19 protein-coding genes are annotated in these 22,048 nt (G+C 39.0%); 9 read left to right on the top strand and 10 right to left on the bottom strand.

All coding sequences use genetic code 11. The annotated features are described in order from the left end of the window. The first annotated feature begins 44 nt into the window (after positions 1–44). Both LEP1GSC202_RS04245 and LEP1GSC202_RS04240 read left to right on the top strand, forming a co-directional pair. Positions 45–1,076: an MBL fold metallo-hydrolase gene (locus tag LEP1GSC202_RS04245; RefSeq protein WP_015677533.1), complete on the top strand. Its 1,032-nt coding sequence runs from the start codon at positions 45–47 to the stop codon at positions 1,074–1,076. 106 nt (positions 1,077–1,182) lie between these two features. Next, the gene (locus LEP1GSC202_RS04240) at positions 1,183–2,103 is read left to right on the top strand and encodes a type 1 glutamine amidotransferase domain-containing protein (RefSeq protein ID WP_015676522.1); all 921 of its coding nucleotides are present in this window, start codon (positions 1,183–1,185) and stop codon (positions 2,101–2,103) included. Here the strand turns inward: LEP1GSC202_RS04240 and LEP1GSC202_RS04235 are convergent. After that, positions 2,039–2,629: a Crp/Fnr family transcriptional regulator gene (locus tag LEP1GSC202_RS04235; protein WP_051125286.1), complete on the bottom strand. Its 591-nt coding sequence runs from the start codon at positions 2,627–2,629 to the stop codon at positions 2,039–2,041. The genes LEP1GSC202_RS04240 and LEP1GSC202_RS04235 overlap by 65 nt on opposite strands. Positions 2,630–2,761: 132 nt before the next feature. Between LEP1GSC202_RS04235 and trxA the strand changes: the two genes are divergently transcribed. The 6 genes from trxA to LEP1GSC202_RS04205 all read left to right on the top strand — a co-directional run bounded on the left by trxA (position 2,762) and on the right by LEP1GSC202_RS04205 (position 8,022). Continuing rightward, positions 2,762–3,076 (top strand): thioredoxin, encoded by a 315-nt coding sequence (trxA, locus tag LEP1GSC202_RS04230; RefSeq protein WP_015677394.1) that lies wholly within the window; start codon positions 2,762–2,764, stop codon positions 3,074–3,076. 67 nt (positions 3,077–3,143) lie between these two features. Further along, a complete protein-coding gene (locus LEP1GSC202_RS04225; protein WP_015676336.1) occupies positions 3,144–4,436 on the top strand; it encodes a discoidin domain-containing protein in 1,293 nt (430 codons plus the stop codon). 5 nt (positions 4,437–4,441) lie between these two features. Then, positions 4,442–5,725, top strand: coding sequence for a hypothetical protein (locus LEP1GSC202_RS04220; RefSeq protein ID WP_015677252.1), 1,284 nt, complete (start codon positions 4,442–4,444; stop codon positions 5,723–5,725). Beyond that, complete coding sequence (locus LEP1GSC202_RS04215; protein ID WP_015677005.1) at positions 5,715–6,596, top strand: VanW family protein; 882 nt, start codon at positions 5,715–5,717, stop codon at positions 6,594–6,596. Before LEP1GSC202_RS04220 ends, LEP1GSC202_RS04215 begins: the two co-directional genes overlap by 11 nt. 80 nt (positions 6,597–6,676) lie before the next feature. Continuing rightward, complete coding sequence (locus LEP1GSC202_RS04210; protein WP_015677097.1) at positions 6,677–7,441, top strand: M15 family metallopeptidase; 765 nt, start codon at positions 6,677–6,679, stop codon at positions 7,439–7,441. Beyond that, positions 7,438–8,022 carry a WG repeat-containing protein gene (locus LEP1GSC202_RS04205; protein ID WP_015676821.1) on the top strand — a complete coding sequence of 195 codons (585 nt, stop codon included), beginning with the start codon at positions 7,438–7,440 and terminating at the stop codon, positions 8,020–8,022. Before LEP1GSC202_RS04210 ends, LEP1GSC202_RS04205 begins: the two co-directional genes overlap by 4 nt. 11 nt (positions 8,023–8,033) lie before the next feature. Here LEP1GSC202_RS04205 and LEP1GSC202_RS04200 read toward each other — a convergent pair whose 3' ends face one another. The 9 genes from LEP1GSC202_RS04200 to LEP1GSC202_RS04160 all read right to left on the bottom strand — a co-directional run bounded on the left by LEP1GSC202_RS04200 (position 8,034) and on the right by LEP1GSC202_RS04160 (position 19,470). Next, the gene (locus LEP1GSC202_RS04200; protein ID WP_015677629.1) at positions 8,034–11,078 is read right to left on the bottom strand and encodes a restriction endonuclease; all 3,045 of its coding nucleotides are present in this window, start codon (positions 11,076–11,078) and stop codon (positions 8,034–8,036) included. A 2-nt stretch (positions 11,079–11,080) separates the two neighbouring features. Then, a complete protein-coding gene (locus LEP1GSC202_RS04195) occupies positions 11,081–13,144 on the bottom strand; it encodes a site-specific DNA-methyltransferase (protein WP_015676475.1) in 2,064 nt (687 codons plus the stop codon). Then, on the bottom strand, positions 13,141–13,533 hold the full coding sequence (locus LEP1GSC202_RS19420) for a HEPN domain-containing protein (RefSeq protein ID WP_015677034.1): 393 nt from the start codon (positions 13,531–13,533) through the stop codon (positions 13,141–13,143). Before LEP1GSC202_RS19420 ends, LEP1GSC202_RS04195 begins: the two co-directional genes overlap by 4 nt. Further along, positions 13,520–13,828 (bottom strand): nucleotidyltransferase family protein, encoded by a 309-nt coding sequence (locus LEP1GSC202_RS04185; protein ID WP_156825344.1) that lies wholly within the window; start codon positions 13,826–13,828, stop codon positions 13,520–13,522. Before LEP1GSC202_RS04185 ends, LEP1GSC202_RS19420 begins: the two co-directional genes overlap by 14 nt. A gap of 169 nt (positions 13,829–13,997) precedes the next feature. After that, positions 13,998–16,883, bottom strand: coding sequence for an SNF2-related protein (locus LEP1GSC202_RS04180; RefSeq protein WP_039928145.1), 2,886 nt, complete (start codon positions 16,881–16,883; stop codon positions 13,998–14,000). 263 nt (positions 16,884–17,146) lie between these two features. After that, complete coding sequence (locus LEP1GSC202_RS04175; protein WP_015676912.1) at positions 17,147–17,572, bottom strand: PH domain-containing protein; 426 nt, start codon at positions 17,570–17,572, stop codon at positions 17,147–17,149. 143 nt (positions 17,573–17,715) lie between these two features. Next, positions 17,716–18,135: a MaoC/PaaZ C-terminal domain-containing protein gene (locus LEP1GSC202_RS04170; protein WP_015677334.1), complete on the bottom strand. Its 420-nt coding sequence runs from the start codon at positions 18,133–18,135 to the stop codon at positions 17,716–17,718. A gap of 17 nt (positions 18,136–18,152) precedes the next feature. After that, positions 18,153–18,590, bottom strand: coding sequence for an FAS1-like dehydratase domain-containing protein (locus LEP1GSC202_RS04165; protein ID WP_015676961.1), 438 nt, complete (start codon positions 18,588–18,590; stop codon positions 18,153–18,155). Between the two features lie 13 nt (positions 18,591–18,603). Then, positions 18,604–19,470 carry an alpha/beta hydrolase gene (locus tag LEP1GSC202_RS04160; protein WP_039928543.1) on the bottom strand — a complete coding sequence of 289 codons (867 nt, stop codon included), beginning with the start codon at positions 19,468–19,470 and terminating at the stop codon, positions 18,604–18,606. Positions 19,471–19,553: 83 nt separating this feature from the next. On the opposite strand from LEP1GSC202_RS04160, the gene LEP1GSC202_RS04155 reads away from it, so the two are divergent. Further along, the gene (locus LEP1GSC202_RS04155) at positions 19,554–22,040 is read left to right on the top strand and encodes a sulfatase family protein (RefSeq protein WP_015677180.1); all 2,487 of its coding nucleotides are present in this window, start codon (positions 19,554–19,556) and stop codon (positions 22,038–22,040) included. Positions 22,041–22,048 lie beyond the last annotated feature (8 nt).

Raw genomic sequence — 22,048 nt, 5'->3', positions numbered from 1 at the left:
TTCTGTGAAGTTGAGAGACGTTTCAGAAATACTTTGGAGATACTATGATTCCTTATTTTAAAAATAAATACCTACAGACTTTGCTTCAATGTTTTCTATTAGGAATCCTGGTATTGGCGAATTTACAATGTGTTTTACGCCCTTCTGGTGATCTAAGAGAATTTGAATCATATTTTCCTCATGAAAATCCAAATTCTCTCATCCAAAAAGGAAAGGTTAGAGTTACCTTCTTAGGTACGACTTCGATTTTGTTAGATGATGGCGAGACACAAGTATTAACCGATGGATTTTTTACAAGACCATCATTATGGAAAACTGCTTTTTCAAAAATTGAATCAGATCCCATCATATTAGCTTCTGTTTTAGAAAAAGCAAAAATCAATCGATTGAAAGGTATTTTCGTTTGTCATTCGCATTATGACCATGCCATGGATTCACCCTTTGTTGCCAAACTCACCAATGCAAAGTTATTTGGTTCAAATTCAACAATCAATGTGGGTCTCGGTGCTGGTTTAGATATGGCAAATATGGAAGAGTTTCAAATAGGAAAACCAATCAAACTGGGAAAGTTTGTCATCACAGTATTGGAGTCCAAACACACTCCTCCCTTTCGTATCTTAGGAAAAACGAATGCAACAGATCCAGATTTTCCAAACATCACATCTCCACTCATCCAACCCGTAAAGGCCTTTGCTTACATTGAAGGGGGAACATTTGATTTTTATATCCAACATGGTAAAAATAAAATTGTGATCAAAAGTAGTACTAATTTTGTAAAGGGAGCTTATGACAAAATCAAAGCAGATGTTTTGTTTTTGGGAATTGCTCAATTGTCTTTACAACCTAAACAATTCCAGGAAGAATTTTTTGATGAAACCATTCAAAAATTGAATCCAAAATTCATCATTCCCATCCACTGGGATAATTTTTTCAAACCACTGGACAAACCGTTGGAACCAAATTTGAAACTTGGAGATGATTTTGATGCAAATATGAATGCATTGTTAAAAAGAACTGCAAAGGACCAAATCCAAGTTCAATTGATGCAAGGGTTTGAAACCATTGATTTATTTTAATTTTTTAACCTAGGTTAAAAGTATTCCTACCTTATCTTCACTCTATCTTTAGGGCCAATCATCAGATTGGTTGGCTTTGGAATTCAATTGATGAGGAGTGAATAGGATGGGTAAATTAAGTGAAACGAATGGTGAAAGCCATTCGCAGTCAAAAAAGTACGAGGATCGCAAACAAAACGAATTTCGAGGATGGAGAAAGATAAGGTTCAGCCTGTTAACCTTTTGTTTCATAACTCCCTTCGCCTTTGGTCTTATCGCGAATCCAAAGGCAAAAACAAAAATTCTTGTTGTGATGAGTGCTTCCGATACCATTTTATTAGATGGTGAGAAAAAACATCCAACAGGTGTTTTCTTAAATGAACTCTATTTCCCTGTCAAAACTTTAAGTGAAAAAGGATACGAAATTGTGTTTGCCACTCCTTTTGGAAAAAAGGTAACCATTGATCCGGAAAGCACAAAGGAAAAATATTGGAAATCCGAAGCTGAGAAAGAAGAAGCGATCCGATTGTTATCTTCATTTCCAACTTACTCAAAACCAATCAGCTTAGAAAAAGCGATGGGAGACCACCAATCATTTGTGGGAATTCTTGTCCCTGGCGGGCAAGGGCTTATGACCGATTTGTTGTACGATGAAAAAATACCTCAATTACTAAAAATTTTTCACCAAAAACAAAAACCAATCGGACTTGTATGCCATGCACCTGCTTTGTTAACAACCTTACACTTAGAAGGTGAAAATGAAAAATTTATTTTTAAAGGATACAAAGTGAATTCAGTAACAAAAATTGAAGAGTGGTTTATTGAAACTTTTGTCATGAAGGGAACACCAAAAGTAAGAAACATTTCAGGATCTCTAAAAGATTTAGGTATGGAATACAAATCTTCTTTTTTACCTGGTCGAAGTTATGCGATCCGTGACAGAAATTTAATCACGTCTCAAAATCCATTTTCTGGAACTGAATTTAGCGAATTGTATTGGGAAGCGGTAGAGGATTATTTACAAATGAATGTTTCATTAACCGACTAAGTGCCACATTTGTGATTCCCAAATAGGCAGCTTGGTCTATTTGGGAATTTCTTGAAATATGAGGGTAATATTCTTTTATAAATTCTTGGTAACGGTGACGAGCATCCAAAAGCAAAAAATCGGAAACACGTTTTTCTTTTTTTAAATACAAAGTAGTTAGGAATTGGATGAGAAATTTTTGGTAAGAAGATTCGACTTCAAAGATTTGGTTCAAAACTTTTATTGGTAATACGATTACTTCCGAAGTTTCCATTGAAATGATAGAATAGGTACTTGGTTTTTTTTGGAAAATACTGGGGATACTTCCCAAAAATGATCCTTCAAAGAGAAAGGATTTTATCCATTGTTTTTTCTCATTCTGATACACTAATTTAAAAGCGCCTTTTTTCACATAACCAATGCTATCGAAAGCTTCACCCTGTTTTGCATAAAATTCCTTTTTCCTTAGTTTTACAAGTTTGCCTTTGCTTTGGAAAATTTCGCTGATTTGTGACCACTCATCCCTTTGGTTTTGCAATTGAGTCATAGGTTTCCCATTTCCGTTACGAGTTTGATTGTCCGAATGAAAAAAAAGGATTAAAAATTATTTTTTGTGCGAATTTTTAGTTTTTTCTATATACCCTGGTGGGTATATAGTCTAATGGATAGGAGGGCAAATATGTCTGACGTATACCCAAAAAGTTTTGAATCCTTACTCCAAACTCATGATAAACCCATTTTGGTGGATTTTTGGGCTCCCTGGTGTGGTCCTTGTAAAATGGTAGCACCTGAACTGGAGAAACTTGCCAAGGATTGGAAGGGAAAGGTTTCCATTATTAAAGTGAATACCGATGAAAAACAAGAAATTGCAGGCAAATATGGAATTTCTGGAATCCCAACTTTTATTTTATTTAAAAATGGGAAAGAGATTCATCGTATTTCCGGTGCTATGCGAAGTGAAGAGTTTAAAAAAGTTTTTGGAAGTTTCATTTAACCCTTCATTTTTTACTTGAACCGTCCAAAAGAGTATTGGATTCTTTGTTTCTCTGAGGTGAACCTTCTTGAAAAAAACAATCTTTGCTCTTTTGTCATTTTTTTTACTATTCTCCAATCAAAGTTCAATTGAAACATCAATTGTGATCGAAAGGATCCAAGCTGCTTCATCCGCAGATGGAACAATGCCAATCAATGTCTTTATCCCTGGCAAACATTGGAAACCTGAAACAAGTTTAGATGGGATCACCATTTTCTTTTCCAATGGAGCCAAGTGGAATCAAATTGGAAAAACAGATGGTCGTGCTTACTTCAACGAAATTTCCATTGAATGCCAAGAGAAAAAAGGTTACGTAGCTTTTTATAAAGATGGAAGTTATGCAACTAATTTTGACTGCTCAAAGGATACTCCACTCAAAATTAAATCCAATGGAGTCCATGTCATTTATCTTTTACCAGATGCTGCCAATGGAATCAAAACAGTTTCCTTTTTCAAAAATGGTAAAAAATTAGATGTAGTGTATCCAGAACCAATAGAGGGACAGGTGACTGCTAGTAGTACACTTCCTAACTATCCCGCCTATGGACTGTTTGATGGAAGTATTGATTTTGCATGGGTAGAAGGTGTAAAAACCGATGGGGTAGGTGAGTCTATTCAGGTACAATTGGAAGACAAAATTGATTTAGCAGGTATAGAAATTTTTAATGGTTACCAACGGTTAGATGCACTTTTCCATAAAAATGGTTCTGTTACAGAATTACTCGTTTCGAATGGTTCTGATTCCTTTACGATTCCAGTAGCGGACAAACAAGGTGGACAAAGGATTGTGTTTCCAAAAATACTTTCTGGCAAAACGTTCACATTTACAATTCAAAAAGTGAGAACTGGAAAAACATGGAAAGACACTGTGATTGCTGAAATCATTCTGCTCGGAGAAAAAGGAAAACGGTACACAGTGATCGACCAAAATGCAAAAGAATTCAAAGATGAAATTTTGAAAAAATCCAAAAATACGATTTTATCTGGAGTTGTGAACAAGGCTTACTTTGCAGATATCCCTGAAGGAAGAATGGATTATGTGTTTCGGTCCAATGGATCTTTTGTGATCTGGCAAGATGATCTTAAGGAAAAACGTGTGTTAGATGGAAATTGGGTCTTTTTAGAAGCGAATGCAACTGAAGCTAAAATAAAAATTTTTGGCCGTGATCACAAAGTTGTGACTCAAAGTTTAGATTCTAATAGCCCTTATTCCGAAAAAACAGAAGAAAAATCAACTTTGATCTTTAGTGATACACTAACTGTTAAAAAAGTTGGGAATGGAATCCAAATGGTGGGCAAAAAAGTCCAAATTTCTAATTAATTCGATTGTTTGATTCATTATTCGGCAAGGACATCTATTGGTATGGTGTCCAAGCGATTTCTCTTTTAGAATCTGGAGAATTACATTCTCCAGATCGTTCCCCTGTTTTTCACATTGTGGCTCTCGTCTTTCGGTTTTTAGGAACCACTGATGAAAGTTTATTTGTATTTCAACTTCTAACAGTCATTTGGTTGTTATTTTGCCTATATTTTGCTAGGTTCATTCTAATATCATCACATGAATCTTGGAATTTATTACCAAGTGTCATGGTTTTTGTTTTGGGTTTTCTTTATCCAAAACAAGCTTGGGCGGTTGGATTTCTCCTTTTGACTTATGGTTTCTTTTTATCGGATCGATTTAAATGGAAACATGGCAAATGGTTGATCGTTGCAGTTCTTCTATTACTCACAACTTGGTTTCATGCCATGGTTGGGATTTTGGGATTAGGATTATGGTGTCTTTATAAAATTCCGAGAAAGTTTGATTTGCACATATTTTTGATTTTAATCATCTTACCTTTTTTGGTTCCAAAAGATGATAACGACCGTTTTGTGATAGATGGTGCAACCTTTCCAATCTTTGCTGCATATGGAATGATGGGTTTAGGGATTTTGTGGGATTGGTGCATTTTGATTTTTGGAAAAAACGTAATGGATCGTCAACTACCCATTCGTCGTAGCCTTGCTTTTGCTGGAATGGCTTTAGTATTACCCATTTTTCATTTTGCCGATATTCAATTTCGAATTTTAATCTCTTTCCTACTTGTGGCAGAGATATTTTCCAACTTCAATTCCAAACAAATTTTGATTACGTTTGTTAGTTTTGGTTTGTGGATCTTTGTTTTGGTCCAATCTCCCAATTTATTTCGTTACCCTTATGAAGTTATGTGGCTTCCTGGCGAAAAAGCCGCAACCGTTTCTAATAACGGTCTGCTTGTGGCACACCATGGTTTTTGCGAATACTATCATTTTCAATTTAGAAAGGATTGTATGTCTTGGGAACCAGACGAGAAAGCCATTTCGGAACTTCCGAAAGGAACACAAGTGTACCGACTTGTTTATGGCATCCGAATGGAAAACCTTCGGGCAAGTAAGGAGAATGGAAATCCAATTTTTTCTACTATCGAACCAATGGGTGAATACCAACTTGTATTGGAGGATGAATGGCAATCTTACCGAAAGTGGTTAGAAGCAAAAAATTCGAAACTTTTATCGATTGCCAAGTCTTGGAAAAATCCATATCGTAAACGGCCAGGATTCATCCAGAGAAAACAAAAATATGGAATTTAAGTTTCGAAAACACAATCCTGGATACTTTCCAAAAAAAGTCCAAAGGAGTGAACTTCGGCTCTTCTTTGGTAAATTGTATTTCCAATGGAAAAGAAACTTTGTTTGGTTATGCGAACAAAAGTTCTTTGCTAAAAAAATTGTGGAATCGAATCTTTTAGAGAAAGAATTTCCGATTTCGATTGTTTCACACCATTCTCCCATCTATCGAAAACTGAAAGATGTTCCTATGTACCTCCAAGAAAATAAAAAAGTCAATTTATCAATCGCCTTACAAAAGATAAATGGAATTATTTTGGAACCTAACCAAATTTTTTCTTTTTGGTACTTAGTCGGGAAACCTACAAAACGGAAAGGGTATTTACCTGGGATGCAGTTGAAGAATGGTGGGTTTGTGGAAAGGACAGGTGGAGGTCTTTGCCAAATGGCAAATTTAATCTATTGGATGACACTCCACACACCACTCACAGTAAAAGAAAGATGGCGTCATAGTTTTGATATCTTTCCTGATTCGAACCGCACACTTCCCTTTGGATCAGGTGCAACTTTATCCTATAATTATATTGACCTACAAATTCAAAATACAACCAAACAACCGTTTGTGTTGCATGTTTGGATCGAAAACGACAATTTAAATGGAGAATGGAGGACAGATCGAGACATTCCATATACCTATTCCGTATACGAATCGTACCATGCATTTCATGCTGAACCTTATGGTGGTTACACGAGACGAAATACCATTCGTCGAAAGATTTTCTTGAAATCCACAAATGAAATAGTGGATGACCAATTGGTTACAGAAAATACCGCTTGGATGATGTATGAACCGTTATTGGAATCAGATCAAAGGAAAAATGATCCCCCACAGTGATTTGCCCAGTTGTATCCATTTTGCAATCATATTTGGAATAAAATAAGTGAAAGTAAGTAGGAAAGATGGAAGGTCGTGGTATGTATAAAAAATCTGAAATTCGATTCAATTTATTTTATAATAGAATCTTTATCTGCACACAAATGTTTATAAAAAGTTTCTTTATCCATTTTATCTTTCTAACATTCCTCAGTTTTTCAATACACAGTGAGGAAACGAAACTCATCGTTTTTGAAAAAAAGGCTTACCAGGAATCCATTGCAAAAGATCCAAATCGTGGTTTGGTAAACTTAGAATCAATTCCCAACATTGTATTGGAGATTCGTTATGCCACGGTGAACAACTTCACTGGTAAGAAGATATACACAACTGGTAAGGCATATGCTAGAAAACGAGTCGCAGAAGCCCTCCGCAAAGCCCAAATGGAATTTTTAAAACAAGGGTATGCCATTCAGATTTACGATGCGTACAGGCCGTATCATGCCACTGTTACGTTTTATGAATTGATTAAGGACACTCGATATGTAGCATCTCCCAAAACCGGATCAAGGCATAACAGAGGTTGTGCGATCGATTTGACCTTAGTAGATTCAAAAACGAAACAAGAATTACTAATGCCAACCGAATATGATTCCTTTGAGAAGGCAGCTTGGGCGAATTCTCCCATATCAGATCCAGTGACCAAACAAAACAGAGACAAACTCATCGCCGGGATGAGCCGATTTGGATTTCGCGTCAACAAAACGGAGTGGTGGCATTTTGATTTTTTAGATTGTGCAGGGTATGAAGTATTGGACATTCCGTTTGAAGAACTAGAAGATGATGCCTTAAGGAAACAAATATGAAAATACGAATGTTACTTTTTCTATCCCTTGTTGTCTCGGGATCAATTTTCGCAGAGTCCAAAGCGCTTACTTCTTTTGAAGAAAATGGATTGTATGGATTTAAAGACAAAAAAGGAAAAGTGATCATTCAACCGCAATACGATCAAACATTGGATTTTACAAAAGCTGGAGTTGCCTTCGTTGTATGGAACAACAAATGGGTTTGCATTGATCAAAAAAACAATGTATTACTCGAAAGTTTTTTATATGATAATGGCCCTGACTACCTTTCTGAGAAGCTCGCAAGATTTGTGGAAAATGGCAAAATGGGATTTCATAACGAACGTTGCCAAAAGGTAATTGTTGCCAATTATGATTTTGTGTACCCATTTGAAAATGGACATGCGATCGTATGTAACGGGTGTGAGTTGAAACCAGAGGGGGAACACAAACGAATTGTGGGTGGTTTGTATGGACTCATCAACAAAAAAGGGAAATTGGTAGTGCCTGTCCAATATGATGCGATCCTTACGGTTGATGCCAAAAAAAGATGGGTCGAAGTGAAAGAAAGTGGAAAGACTAGTAAGTTGAAACTGGAATAGGTATTTTATTTTCACGACTCAATATCCTGAAACTGATTATCCGATTTTCCCGTTCCTAAGACCACTCGGAACTCAAAATTGGGTAGCTCAGATTCCTTTTTGTTTTCCGCGAGCATTCTTTTTTTGTACGAGTCAAAGACCACTTCGAAATGTTTTTTTGCGGATTTGATTTTCTGTTTTTCCTCTTCGGATCTAATTTCTTCAAAAGTGGAGTAACCTTTTGTTTCTTTTACAAAATAGAGGAAGTTTTCTTTTCCGGAATGTTCTTCTTTTAAGACAATCGCCCAGTCGGGGTTGTAATTTCCAACGGGTGTGGGAACGGTAAACCGGCGTGGTAATTTTGTGAAAACTTGGACAGTATCGGATCGTTCTTGTTCCTGCGCAAACCGTTTCTCAGTATCACTATCCGTTTCCATTTTTTCGTATAGCCCGTGTAATTTGGTATCTACAGTTTCTGATGTGACTTCTTTGTAAGTCACAAAGATTGGTTCTGTTGTATTCCACTGCTCCCAATACGTATTGGGAAGGGGTACATATTCCAATCCATTTTTGATTCCAATTTCTCGGATCACTTCTTTGATATGTTGAGAGGCTCGCTCTAAGTAGTTTTGTGGGTTTTTGATAAATTCACCAAGCGAATTGGATTCCTTAAGAATTTGTTTTAAGGTCTCACGAGTTAGGTCGGTTTCCTTTTGTAGGTATTCCAAAGGATCGGGTAGAGGAAAGGGACTCACAACCTCTCTTGTTTCCTTGTCTCGAATTTCTTTCGCGGAGATTCCCCCTTGGCCGAATGTACTTTGGGCAACGGCAGTGACCACCTTCATAGGTTCACACTGGATTTCTTTGATGCGCGCGATGGCTTCTTTCTTAATCGAATTTGAATCGAATTGGAACTTGTAGATGGTTTTTTGTTTGATGATGTCCCACAATTTCCAAAACTCAGGGTGGTTCCAAAGAGCTTCATTTTTTTGGATTTTGGTAGGTTCCTGTTTGGTTTTGACAAAGGTTTGTATGTTGAGTCCCTTTAACCATTCCAAGATAACCTCTTCTCGACCGACGAAATCACCTTCCAAGACAAAGTCCGAAGGGCGTAAAAACGCATCCTCTAGTTTGGTTGTAAACGAACCCTTGTCATTGAGATAACCAAGCTTTTTTAGAACGTCAAAAAGTCCTTCTGCTTGTTTTCTCTTCTCCTTCGGGTTTGTTGATTCTGGCACGATCCCAGAAATGAGTTCCAAAAATTGGTGTGAGCTGATCTTTCCAAATTCAATTCCTGATTCCTCTTTGTATTCCTTTTGTAGGCCACTGACAAAATTCGCATAACTTTCGTTTACGATGACAGAGAGTTGGTTTATGGTTTCGTTTTGGATACGGTTTCCTTTTGCATCGACAGGGAGGCGGAGTCCTCGCCCAATTTGCTGGCGTTTGGTGAACTCAGAGCGAGTTTCGAGGAGGGTACAAATTTGGAATACGTTTGGATTGTCCCAACCTTCTCTCAGAGCGGAGTGGGAAAAGATAAAACGGAGTGGTTCCTTTGGGTCGAGGAGTTTTTCTTTGTCTCGCATGATAAGATTGTAAGTATCATCGTCTTTCGCACTGTCTCCTTTCGTGTCCTTCCATTCGATGGTCTCGGTATTTCCTTTTTTCTTTTTGTCACCGGAAAAGTAACCATTGTGGACGGAATCTACAGCTGGACTTTGTAGTTCGCGAAACACCTGTTGTTTGGTGAGTTCCTCGTAAGCGGCTTCAAAAACTTGCCCATACTTGCCGAGACTCGTTGTGCCATCAGCATTGTAAATGCGGTAGTTGGAGACACGATCTAAAAAGAATAGGGTTAGGACTTTTGCGTCCACACCCATCCTCTTCAGTTGCAATTCCTTTTCTAAATGGGCTTTGATGGTTTCTTTGATCCGTTCGTCTTGTACCACTTGGTCGAGAGACCCAATTTCTTTTCCCACAAAGAGAGTGGTTCCATTTGTAAAACGGAGGAATTCATTCCCTGGTTCGATGCTGATGGTATCAACCACATAGCTTTCGTAATGCGAGTTTTCGGTTTTGAGAGCCAGATCATCGTCTTTTTTGACGGTGATGGTTTTCTTAGAGATTTTCCCTTTGGATTGGACATTGACTGTGAGTTTGGCGGTAAAACTACTCCCTGGTTTTCCTTGGGTGGATTCTAATTTGATATATGGCGCATTTTCTGTGCCTGTGACTTCGAGGGAGCGGATTTGGATGCGTTTGACAAGTTTTCTTTGGAAGGCTTCGACTGGCCCAAGACGAAAGATGGGATTGTGTTTGGTTTTGGGAGTGGCCGAATACCGGAGCTGGAAGAGGGGGTTTAGTTCTGCAATTGCATTTTTTGCGGTTTCGGTATTGTCAACTGACTGTGGTTCGTCGATGATGAGGATGGGATTTGCCGCGCGGATAAAGTCAATGGGCCGATAGCCATTTAAATTATCTATATCATCTCGAAGAATAACGGCATTGTCTTTATTGAAGGCTTGGATGTTTATCACAAGGATTTGCAATTGGTTGGTGGTGGCAAAATGGCGGAGGGCACTCGGCGCTGAACCTTGGTATAGCGAATAGGTGCTTCCTTTGACGAGGGGAGTTCCAAATTTTTCCCGAAAGTGGTCGGCTGTCATCTCTAAGGTTTTGAGCACCCCTTCCTTAATCGCAATGGAAGGTACGATGATGATGAACTTTGACCATCCATAGGTTTTGTGGAGGGAAAGAATGGTATTGAGATACACATAGGTCTTTCCTGTACCTGTTTCCATCTCAATGGTAAACCGAAGTCCGCTTGCATCGAAGGCGTCCCGTGTGGTTGCCTCGAGCGAGTATTTGTCCTGCACCTTCCCCAAGTTTTCATAGAGGGTATCTGCGTCCAAAGGTAGGGCATTCCCAAAACCCAGTTCATTTTGAAAGAGAGAACCTTTCTCGCCCGAAAGCGCAAAGGAAATCCCCGAAGGGGAAGTTTCCATCCCTTCAAACAAGGATAAGGCGGCGTGGGTGGCTTCTTCTTGAAATGTTAGGTGTTCAAAGTGGATTTTCATGCTTAGACCACCAAAAATCGGACATCTTTCATCTGTTTGAATTGGGCATGGACATTTGCCTTTAGTACATCATTCCCTCCAAATCCCGATTCTCGCACCACAACTTGCGATGGATTTCGTTTCATGATTTCATCAAACACTTCGGCTGTGTGAGAATTGCCTAACACATAGTAGGCGGTTTCCTCGGCAATGTAGACAATTTTTCCCGCAATCGTTTCGGTGCGGATGGAAGGATTGGCTAGGGCCAGGCTTAGGCCCGATTTGAGAAGGACTTCAAAGAGAATGGCTTCTTCTGTTCCGTGAACAGGGTCGTTTGTGGGAAATTCCGGAGTGGCAAAGAGCACCTCTTCTAGGGCTTCTTTGGACTTTTCCAGATTCCCATTCCAGACAGGAAAGTTACTTGGGGCGAGTTTAAAAACACGAAAGCCGAGGTCTTGCGACTTAAGCGGCGGTTCGGTACCCCCCCCGTTATGCGTTAGTTGGTCATCCGTTCGCTCGAAGCCGAGGGACGGTGCTTCTTCATTTGCCTGAAAGGCTTGGATTTTGACAGTTTTTTTGCCACCCGTCGCCTTTCCCTTGTTCGCAGAGCCTTCCTCTTTCAGTTTGGCGATCACCCGACGGATGCGTTCCTTTCCAATTTCGGCAATGGTGGAAAACCCGGCTTTGTAGGCTTCCGATTCCTCCCAGGTTCCATCCGCTTTTTTGGTGCGAGTGGGTTCGGGGAGTTGGACACAGATGAATTTGCGATTCCTCCCATCTTCGGCATTTAACGCCAGTACGGCGTGCGCGGTGGTGGCAGAGCCGGAGAAGAAATCGAGAATGATGTCGGAGGGAGAGTTTACTCCGCTGATATCTATACAACGGGATATCAGTTCAACCGGTTTCGGAAAATCAAATATTTTTCCATTGAAAATATTTTTTATATCAATGGAAGCTTTTTTGTTTCCTTCTATGTCATTCCATAAATTCGAAGGTTGCTTGGTTCGTCCCTCGAGATAGAATTTTTGGTGTGGCTTCCATTCATTTTTTTCATCATTACTCTTTTTCCAAAGTATTAGTCCATCTTTTGATAATTGTAAAAATCTTCCTCGTCCGCAGCGCCAGCGACTTTCATAACCTCCAGGACCGATTGGATATATTTCCGTGCCATCTGGTGCTAATATCGGGTAATACATACTTGGACGATCTTCTTTCCTATCTTCCCCACCTGTTTTACGAAGGCTTCTAATAAGAAATCGTCCTTTTTCATCTTCCTGATCATATATACTTTCATCGTCCTCATTGAATTCTAGTCCGGAGAAATTAGAGTAATCGGATTTTGAATATACAAGGATATAGTCAATGGTATTCACGAGAATTTTGTTTCCTTGTCCAGTGGGTGTACCTGTATTCCGAGTAATCATCCCGCGCGAGTTCTCTTCCCCGAAGATCTCATCGCATACTTTCCGTAAGTGGGCGACTTCACCATCATCAATGGAAATAAAGATGACCCCATCTTCGCGGAGAAGGTTTCGTGCGAGAAAGAGCCTTGGGTACATCATGTTTAGCCATTTGGAATGGAACCGGCCCGTCGTTTCCGTGTTATTGGAAAACTTGCGTCCCCCAGCGTCCACTTGGCCCGTGAATTCCAAATAGGTTTTTAAGGATTCGGTGTAGTCGTCGGGGTAGACAAAGTCATTCCCCGTATTGTAAGGCGGATCGATGTAGATCATTTTGACCTTGCCCAGATAGGACTTTTGCAGGAGTTTTAAAACCTCGAGGTTGTCCCCTTCGATGTAGAGGTTTTCTGTGGTGTCAAAGTCAACGGAAGCCCCTCGGTCGGGGAGGAGGGTGGCGGTTGTTGGTGCCTGTATGGCTTTGAAGCAGTTTCGTTTGCCTGGCCAGTTTAGGCCAAAGCGTTCTTTGGAGTCTTCGGATTCGAGGGTTTCGCCGAGTGTTAGGCGCAGTTTGTCCCAATCGATACAGTTGCCTTCGGTGAAGACTTCAGGGAAGTGTTCTTTTAGGATGCGGAGTTTGTCCTCGTTTAGGTTGTGAGAGGTGAGAGGGAGTTTGGGTGCTGTTGTCATGGGGTGAGATCTGCGCTTAATTCTTTTTTTATGGATTCTAAAATTTTTTTAGCAACTAAAAGTAAACTGTTTGCCTCTTCGAAATCAATTTCTTCCCAATCACCTGGATAACGAGCCTCAACTGCATAGACAATAAATTGTGAAAGGTTGGGATAAACTTTTTTCCAAAGGAAATTGTAGTTTAATTGATCGCGTAGAGCATTGAGGTCATGTGTCTTTAAGAATTGTTGATTTGTTTTCACATAACACGCTTTAATTGATTTTTCGACACTCTGCTGGATTAAAAAACATGCTTGTCTGTAGTGATTTGATTTTTCTGTGATGAGTTGGGCCGAATCTAAATCTTCCTCCGCAAATTGTAACCAAACCCTATAATCATTTGGATTCATAAATCAAGATACCAGTGTTTAAAGCAGAACCAACTATGTCATTTGCAGAGAAAATTTCGTTTTTGATTTTGCTGTTTTCTACAACAAAACAGTCAACAGGAACTCCTAAATCAGCAATCAAAGAATGCAATCTAATGCGAAGGTCTCGATTGTTTGGAATAGTATCATAAACCAGTAAAAAATCTAAATCGTTTGGAACAGTAGAAGACTCTTTTACTTGAGTGGAAGAACCAAATAAATAAATACGAATCGGATTCGTTTCTTGGATCCATCGTTCCGTAATAATAGGTATCATCGAACGAAAATCTTTTGATTCGGTAGTAATCATTTTCTAACTTCTATTATAGCTATAAGGGAAAAAGACCTGCCTATTTGGGCTTCCGTGGATAGGCCTGGCAGGTATGCTGATGTAAGTTTCCTCAAAAATTTTGTAATTTGCAAGTGAAAATTTCCACTTTCATACGTTATACAATTTGAATTCCTAATGAAAAGAGAATCTGCTCCTCAGACTGCAAATGAGCCTTCTTTTCCATATCATTTAAAAATTTATCTTTTTCTTCATCGATGGATCGCCGTGCGATTTCAAAATTTCGCCAGGCTTCGTCACGCTTTCGTTCAATCTCTTTCCGTTCCCGTTCGAGCTTTAAACGATCTGTGATGTTTCCAGACTCTTTTGCTAATTTTTTCTTTATTTTGATTTCGTCATCAAAGGCTTTTAACTCTTTTTGCAAGCTCAAACGCCTGTCATCTGCCCATGCATCCAATTTTTCATATTCTTTGCTAAAGAGTTCTTGGTTTCTTAGGTCGCGTGATTCTAAGATTTGGCTTTTTTTTGAAGAATGGATTTCTTCTAATTTTGCTTTTAGATTTTCGAAACCTTCGAATGTGTCAGAATTTTTTTGCCACTTACATGTTCTCGAAAAAAGTCGGATGGCAAGGTCATTATCTAAACTGGTTCCATCCTCCCATACGATAGTTACCAATAGAATTTCTTCTCTTTCAAAACTATCTAAAATCCATAGACTTGCAAATACGAATCCTCTTTTGTTTCTAAAATTCGCATAACTTTGATCTATGCGATCCTCACTCAGAGTAAAAGTTAAGATTCCCTCGGATGATGGTTGTTCTTTGATTGCAACGTCGATTATAGTTTTCGCAAGTGGATGATTTATGTGGTAGTGATTTTCCTGGAATAACGACTTCCCCATCCGATAATGACCAAGTGGTATGGAAGCAGTAGAATATGGATGAGAATCAAGCCGAAAACTATAATCTGCATCATTCACCTTTCCATACTTTTGAATGGCATCCCTAGTTAAAAGCCAAAGTAGTTTTGTTTGGCGATCAAACAAAATTTCACTTTCTTCCATTCGAATTTTCAACTTTTCTTGGACGATTTCATCAAAATTGGTTAAAAGTTTTTCTCGTGTTTCTTTAAGCCTTTCGTTAATATCAGATTGTAATTCGGATTGGAGCAGGTCAAAGGCTTCTTGGATTTCTTCTTTGGTTCGACAATCTTGGAAAATTTCTGCAATACGCCTTTCAAAGTCCACGCCAGACTCGACATTTCCTAAAATTTCATCACTTGCCCCAAATACCCCACTAAACAATTGAAATTTTTCGCTTAACAGTTCATAAACGCGAACATCAGCTAGATTTTTTTTATTTAGGAAATTTACGACAACTACATCAAAATTTTGGCCATACCGATGGCACCTACCAATCCTTTGTTCAATTCGTTGTGGGTTCCAGGGGAGGTCATAATTCACAACAATTGAGCAAAATTGCAAATTGATTCCTTCTGCGGCCGCTTCCGTCGCGATGAGAATTTGCCTCCTTTCTCGAAACTCTTCAACAAGCGCCGCCCGCATATCGGCAGACTTTGACCCAGATATTTTTTCTGTATCTTTGTATTTGATTACCCAAGATTGGTAAATCTCTTTAGAAGTTTCATCATTATTCGAACCATTGAAAAGTAGAATTTGATTCGCATAACCATTACTTGATAGTATATCAAATAGATAGTTTTGAGTTCGTCTGGATTCTGTGAAGATGACTGCTTTCTCTGCCCCACCTAATCGTTCCATTTCGGAAAAAGCCTGACCAAGCCCAGCGAGAAGTACTTCTGCTTTGCTATTGGCTTGGATGCTATTGGCAAGAGTCAAAAATTCTTTCAGCTCTTTTACTTCTAATTTTAAATCTTCTATCGATTCAATATTGGACGGAGAATCTGGATTACTTTTTTGGTTTTGGTAACTTTGCCACTCATCTTTGATCTCTTCATATTCTTCGAAGTCTTCAGCCAGGATTTCAGCTATTTCTTCATCAATTCCGTTATCAGCATTTCCAATCTTTCTTTCCAAACGGTCTACTAGGGCCTGCAAGGTTCCGGCAATGGCATAAGTGGAAGATGCCAAAAGTTTTCGTAGAATGAGTGTCATGAGTTTGCGTTGGCTTTTTGGAAGAGCCGCTAATTTATCTCGTTGTAAATAGGCACTGATCCATTCATGAAGTTTGTCTTCATCCTGGCTCGGAACAAATTCTTTTGTGATCGAGATACGTTTTGTATATTTTATATATTCCAATACTTGTTTGCGAAGTGTTCGTTTGCAAATGCCACTGATTCTATTTTTTAATAGTTGCAGTTGGTCTTCTGATTGGATTCGTAAAAACTGTCCTGAAAAACTTTCAAAATCGCCGAAGATTTGTTCATCAATGATGCTTACCAATCCGAAAAGTTCACTCAATGAATTCTGTAAAGGAGTTGCAGTCAGTAGGAGTTTAAACCGACCAATTAATGATTCTTTGATGGTATTTGAGATGATATTGGATTCTTTATAAACATTGCGAAGTCTATGTGCTTCGTCAATGACAACCAAGTCCCATTGGACTTGCGAAATTTCATATGCTTTTGATTTTGCAAATTGATAAGAAATGATTTTTATTTGATCGGATTGGAACGGATTTTGATTTCCAGCTTTTTGTTCCAATTGAAAGTTTTTACTTTCTAAAATTACGGATTTTAAGTGAAATTTTTCATGTAATTCTCCACCCCATTGTTTCCTCAAGTTTGCAGGACAAATGATTAGGATTTTTGATTTTCCTTCTGAAAGAAACTGGCTAAGAACCAAACCAGCTTCAATTGTTTTTCCTAGACCAACTTCATCAGCTAAGATGGCTCCTTTTGAAAGTGGCGAATCTAAGGCAAAAAGTGCGGCGTCTAATTGATGAGGATTTAAATCTACTTGCGCTCCAAGCATGGCTTGTCCAAGCCTGTTTGGATCACCTGATGCACGTTTTCTGGTAAGATCTAGTGCAAGAATTTTCCTTTGGTGCGAAGTTAGGTGCATCTAGAGAAATTGAAGATAATTTAGTAGAGATAGCAAGCCTGTTTTTGCAAAAAAAATCCCTGCGCCAGCGATTGTAGCGGAAATCCTTTCGTGAAACGAAAGATTGGAGCGTAAAGCGCGGTCGATTTGGAATCGATTTCGAATCAACGATCAATTCGAGGCGCCAAGAATCGATTTGAAGCAAATCTATTGCAGTCGTTATGCGAACGTTTCATAATTTTTAATCGATTTATATTCCCAAATCGGCTACGCAAAGATTTGGATTATTTTAAATGCGGTTGGAAACTTGGCAAAAAGAATTGGTAATCTTTTTTTCCAATTTGGATCAACCGAAACGTTTCTTCTTCTGTTTCCAAATGGATTTGTCCAAAAAACCAACCAAGTTTTGTTGACGTGTTTTGTAATTTTGCAAATTCAATTGGGATATGCGTTGGGTTTCCTAACATTGGATTACGGAGCAAGTGGATCTGTTTGTTCGTGAGAACCAGTAACCATTTTCCAGCGGTATGCTTTTGTTGTTTCGTTTCCAAAAGGCCAATGGTATACCCTTGGATGGTTTCATCGTCTTGGAGGAACTGGTTGAGGATATTCAATTCAGGCACATACAAAAATAGAACATCGACACTGATTTCAGGGTGATTGGAAAGTAAAGATTGGATTTGAGATTTCATTTGGTCCGAAGTTTGCATAATATTCCTTTCACCTCAACGTAGAAAGTGCCAATTCTGTATGTTTGTTCCAACTTTGGCAATAAAAAAGGCACCCAACTTTCGTCAGATGCCTTTTGAGACGTAAATTAAATTTTCTGATTCTTATTTGAGATTCAAAATTTTTAAACTGCGTTCACAACTAAATCACCACCAGCTTTTACTTCGCCAGCTTCGTTTTTAGCCTCAACGAGAACAGTCACAGTTTTTTTACCATCTTTTTCAAATTTCTTTTTGATGGTTCCAACAACTGTTAGTTTTTCGCCAAGTTTTGTCATCGCTTTGAAAGTTACACCAAAGTATGCAATGTCTTTTTGGTCTGCCCAAGAAGTACAAAGCCTTCCTACTTGTGCCATCACATACATACCGTGAGAGATTGTTCCATCTAAACCTGCTTTTCTCGCGAAATCAGGATCATTGTGAATGGGGTTAAAATCTCCAGATGCCCCCGCATAACGAACTAAATTTGCATGTTCGATCACTGGGACGTCTAGCGGAGGAAGAGTTTGACCAACTTCTACTTTATCAAATTGAATTTTTGCCATTGTTTGCCTCCTTGGAATTAATCCTTACGAATGAAAATCGCCATCTCTGCAGAGAGGATCGGATCATCTTTTTCGTCGTAAATGGTGGTTTTGAAAGTTACAATTTCTGCTCTTCCCACTTTAACGTCAGAAATTTCAGATTGAGCGTACACTTTGCCCGGATATAGGATTTTATGGTACGTGTATTCTTCTTTTAAGTGAAGGATTTTGGAAAGGTCGATCCCAAGTTCGGCCATATCATTCCAAATCTTTGGGTATCCCCAAAACATGATGACCGTAGGGAAAGTTGGTGGAGCAGGAACATCTGAGTATCCTGCTTTTTTTGCTTCTTCTACGTCAAAATAGATTGGGTTTTTTTCGTTGATGGCGAGGCAAAATTCTTTGATTTTTCCTCGTTCCACTGTGAAATCAAAACGATCTAGTTTTTTTCCAACTATATCTTTTGTTATTGCCATTGGCATTTTCTCCTTAGTGTTTGTCGATCCAAGCAACTAACTCTTTTAAGACGATTGCTCTGTCTTTAGGAAGTTCGTTCATGGTTTCATGGTATAAATCATCAAAAAGTCTTTTGGTTTTGTCTTTGGACGCTACGCGTTCAAAAGCTTCGTTTGTCCCTTCTGGAAGAGCAATTTGGTCTTCTTTTCCGTGAAACATATAAATTGGAACTTTGATTTTTTCGGCAGATTCCAATGCAAGTGTATGACAGTTAAGAAGGTAATCGCCTAGGTAGGCACATACATTTCCATGAACAAGTGGGTCTTTTACGTAAGCATCAACCACTGATTTGTCACGAGAAATGAGATTCACATTAAGACCAGTTGGGATTGTGAGAGTGGGGAGCGCTTTTGCTAAAAAACCGCCCGCAGCTTTTTTAATGTCCATCACGATATCAGTTTTCACTTTGATTGGAAGGGCACTGCAGATATACGCATCCAAATCATTTTGGTAGTTGTCAGTGGCAGTGTATAAGAACGTGATGGCAGCACCCATGGAGTGACCAAGCAAAGTGACTTTGCTAACACCTTCATTTTGTTTGGCGATATCAATCAGTTGTTTTAGGTCAGCAAAAAAATCAGAAAAATGAGTGATGACACCACGACGTCCATCGGACTTACCATGGCCTCTGCAGTCGATGAGGTAAATTGCATAATTACGTTCTGCCATCGCTTCCAATAAAAAATTGTAACGACCACCGTGTTCCCCAATCCCATGGTGGACAACGAGCACTCGTTTGACACCTGACTTTGGTCGGTAGATTTGGTAATAAATTTTACCACCATCTTTGTTTTGAAAGGTAGACTCCACGCGGGAGTAGGCTTGTTCCCAATTACTCATAGATGTCAAGGATGGACGATGGAAACCTAAAAAGAAACAACTTTTCCTATTCTTAGGAAACCTGTTTTGCAAACTGGTTCCAAATGCGAAAGATCCTTCCCTTCGCCCTATTCCTTTGTTTTTGTCTCATTCACTGTTTGAACAAATCGGAATTCCGTTTCCCAGTGGATTTGGTTTTGGAATTAAAACACGCTAGGTCCAAAATCAAAATTGCCAAGGACCCATTGCCTTACCATTGGAAAAAAAATCCAGGTAGGCAAAGTGGACTGCCTCTTTCTCGAAAATGGGAAAATACCCAGATCACCTTTAACACAAACAAAGATATATTTTTAAACCATTCTCTGGATGCACTTTTTTTCCCACCAGGACAAGAATACCAATTTACCATTCCGAAAGGCAGATACCAATTTTCTTCGCTAATGGGTCTGTTAGGCGAAAAAGAATTTCAGTCTTCTGTTTCAGGGAAACTAAAATTGTATTCCGGGTCGGAACCAATTTTGGTATGGGACTTTACTGGCACACCCAAAGAACAATGGCAAAAAAAAACGGAGTCCATCACCCTAGATGGGGACTTACGCCTTCTTTGGGAAAGTAAGGATAGTTACCTATTTGTCGGCGAACCATTGTTATATCCGTCGGATTGGTCGGAATCTTTTTCCAATATGAAAAAACCGAAATCAGTGATCCTGATTGTCATCGACTCCGCAAGGAAAGATTTTTTTGGAGCATATGGATTTAAACACTCCGTTACACCTGTAATGGATGAACTTGCGAAAGAATCCGTATTCTTTGAAAATCCATTCGCAAACGGGAACTGGACAAAACCTTCGATGATGTCATTTTTTCATTCGGAATATTCGTCTAACCTCGGTTTGGGGAATTCTTGGTTTTCTACGAAACCGTACCAACGAAAAGTGTACTACGGAAAAAAACGTGATAATTTGGCTAAAACCTTTCGGGATGCAGGGTATTTTACCCAAACCATTATGAACAATGTGTTCTTTTTGGATTATACAACGGTGGGATTGGATTTGGGATTTCATAATTCCTTCCAGGTGGGGATGGACATCGTGGATACAGAAGTCCTAACAAACGAGGCCATTTCGTTTGTGACAGAGAAAAAAGACATTCCTTATTTTTTACATTTTAATTTGAACACACCACATGCCTCCTATTCTCCACCGCAAGAAGATATGTTGGCAGTACGAAAGATTGTCCCTGACTCTGAATTTTATCGGTTTGAATCGCCCGTACAACGTTACTTAGGTGAAATGCACTATACAGACCGTGAGATCGGTCGTTTGGTAAATAAATTAAAAGAACTTGGAACTTATGATGAGACCATGATCATCGTGACCGGGGATCACGGTGAACTATTTAGCCCAGAACATGATTATAGTTATCATTTTATCATGCAAACACGGTTTGGTCATGGGGAGACCCATTATGATGAAGAAATCAATGTGCCTTATTTTATCAAACTACCCAAATCACTGGCAGATAATTTGGTAAATAAACAAAACAAATCATTGTTTAGCGAAGATAAAAATTCAATGCCAAATCGTTACCCAAAGATCAAACACTACTCAGCAGAAAACCAATTGGAAAACAAAGTATCCGATTCTCAATTCAATTCACCTAGAATTGAGAAAACCCAAATTCGAATTTCAGGTCAGTCCTCGTTACTATCTTTGGCACCAACCATTCTAGGATTTTTGGATTTGAGACCTAATCATGCAACTTACCAAGGAGTGGATTATGCAACCTGCATTTTAAAATCCGATCCTTGCCCAGTGGAAACCTATATTTATACAGAAGGGCGGATGTCGGAATCGGTTCGAACGGAAACCTACAAATACATCCGTCGTTATCCTGGATTTACAACTGTTAGGCGAACTTCATCTGGAGAACCACATACAATGGCGGAAGAATTGTATGATCTAAAAAACGATCCGAAAGAATTACACAACCTTAGTCTTGAAAAGGCAGGCGAAACTTTATTACAAATCGCAAGGGTTGATTTCCGACGGGAGAATTTTTTAAAACGGAATGGAATCCGCATTTGGATCCCACCCTGTGAGGAGGCCATTTGTCACGATTTTTTATCAATGAATGTGCAAGGATCCGTTTATGACTGGGAAGCGCCAGAATCGGTGCAAATACAATCAGGTTCTGCGAAATCAGTTTTAGTGGCTAAGGAATCTCAAAAACGAAATGGGCCTACCGGATCGAAAAAAACAAATGAATCGAAACTTCAAAATTTGGACCAATCGGAAGAAATCATTCTGAAAACAGTAAATCCAGAATTGGGAGCTTATTTCCAATTCACACGAAATGGAAAAACGATCCCTGTTCGTTTTGGAAAGTATGGGTTAGAATACCAAAGGTCCATGACGAATTTAGAGGACTTAATTGTTTCCGAAAGGCAACCTGATGGACTTTTCCAATCGCCACTTCCTTGGGTGTACAATGATGGTGCCTTTAGTGGTTCTGGAGAAACGGAAGTGCAAAAAGAGATGGGCAAAGAAGTAAAAAAAATATTGGAAACATGGGGTTACATCCATGAATGATTGCTCGT

Source organism: Leptospira yanagawae serovar Saopaulo str. Sao Paulo = ATCC 700523 (genome assembly GCF_000332475.2).
Lineage (GTDB): Bacteria > Spirochaetota > Leptospiria > Leptospirales > Leptospiraceae > Leptospira_A > Leptospira_A yanagawae.
Note: the sequence above shows the minus strand (reverse complement) of the source record. Positions and strands in the feature narration are given on the sequence as shown.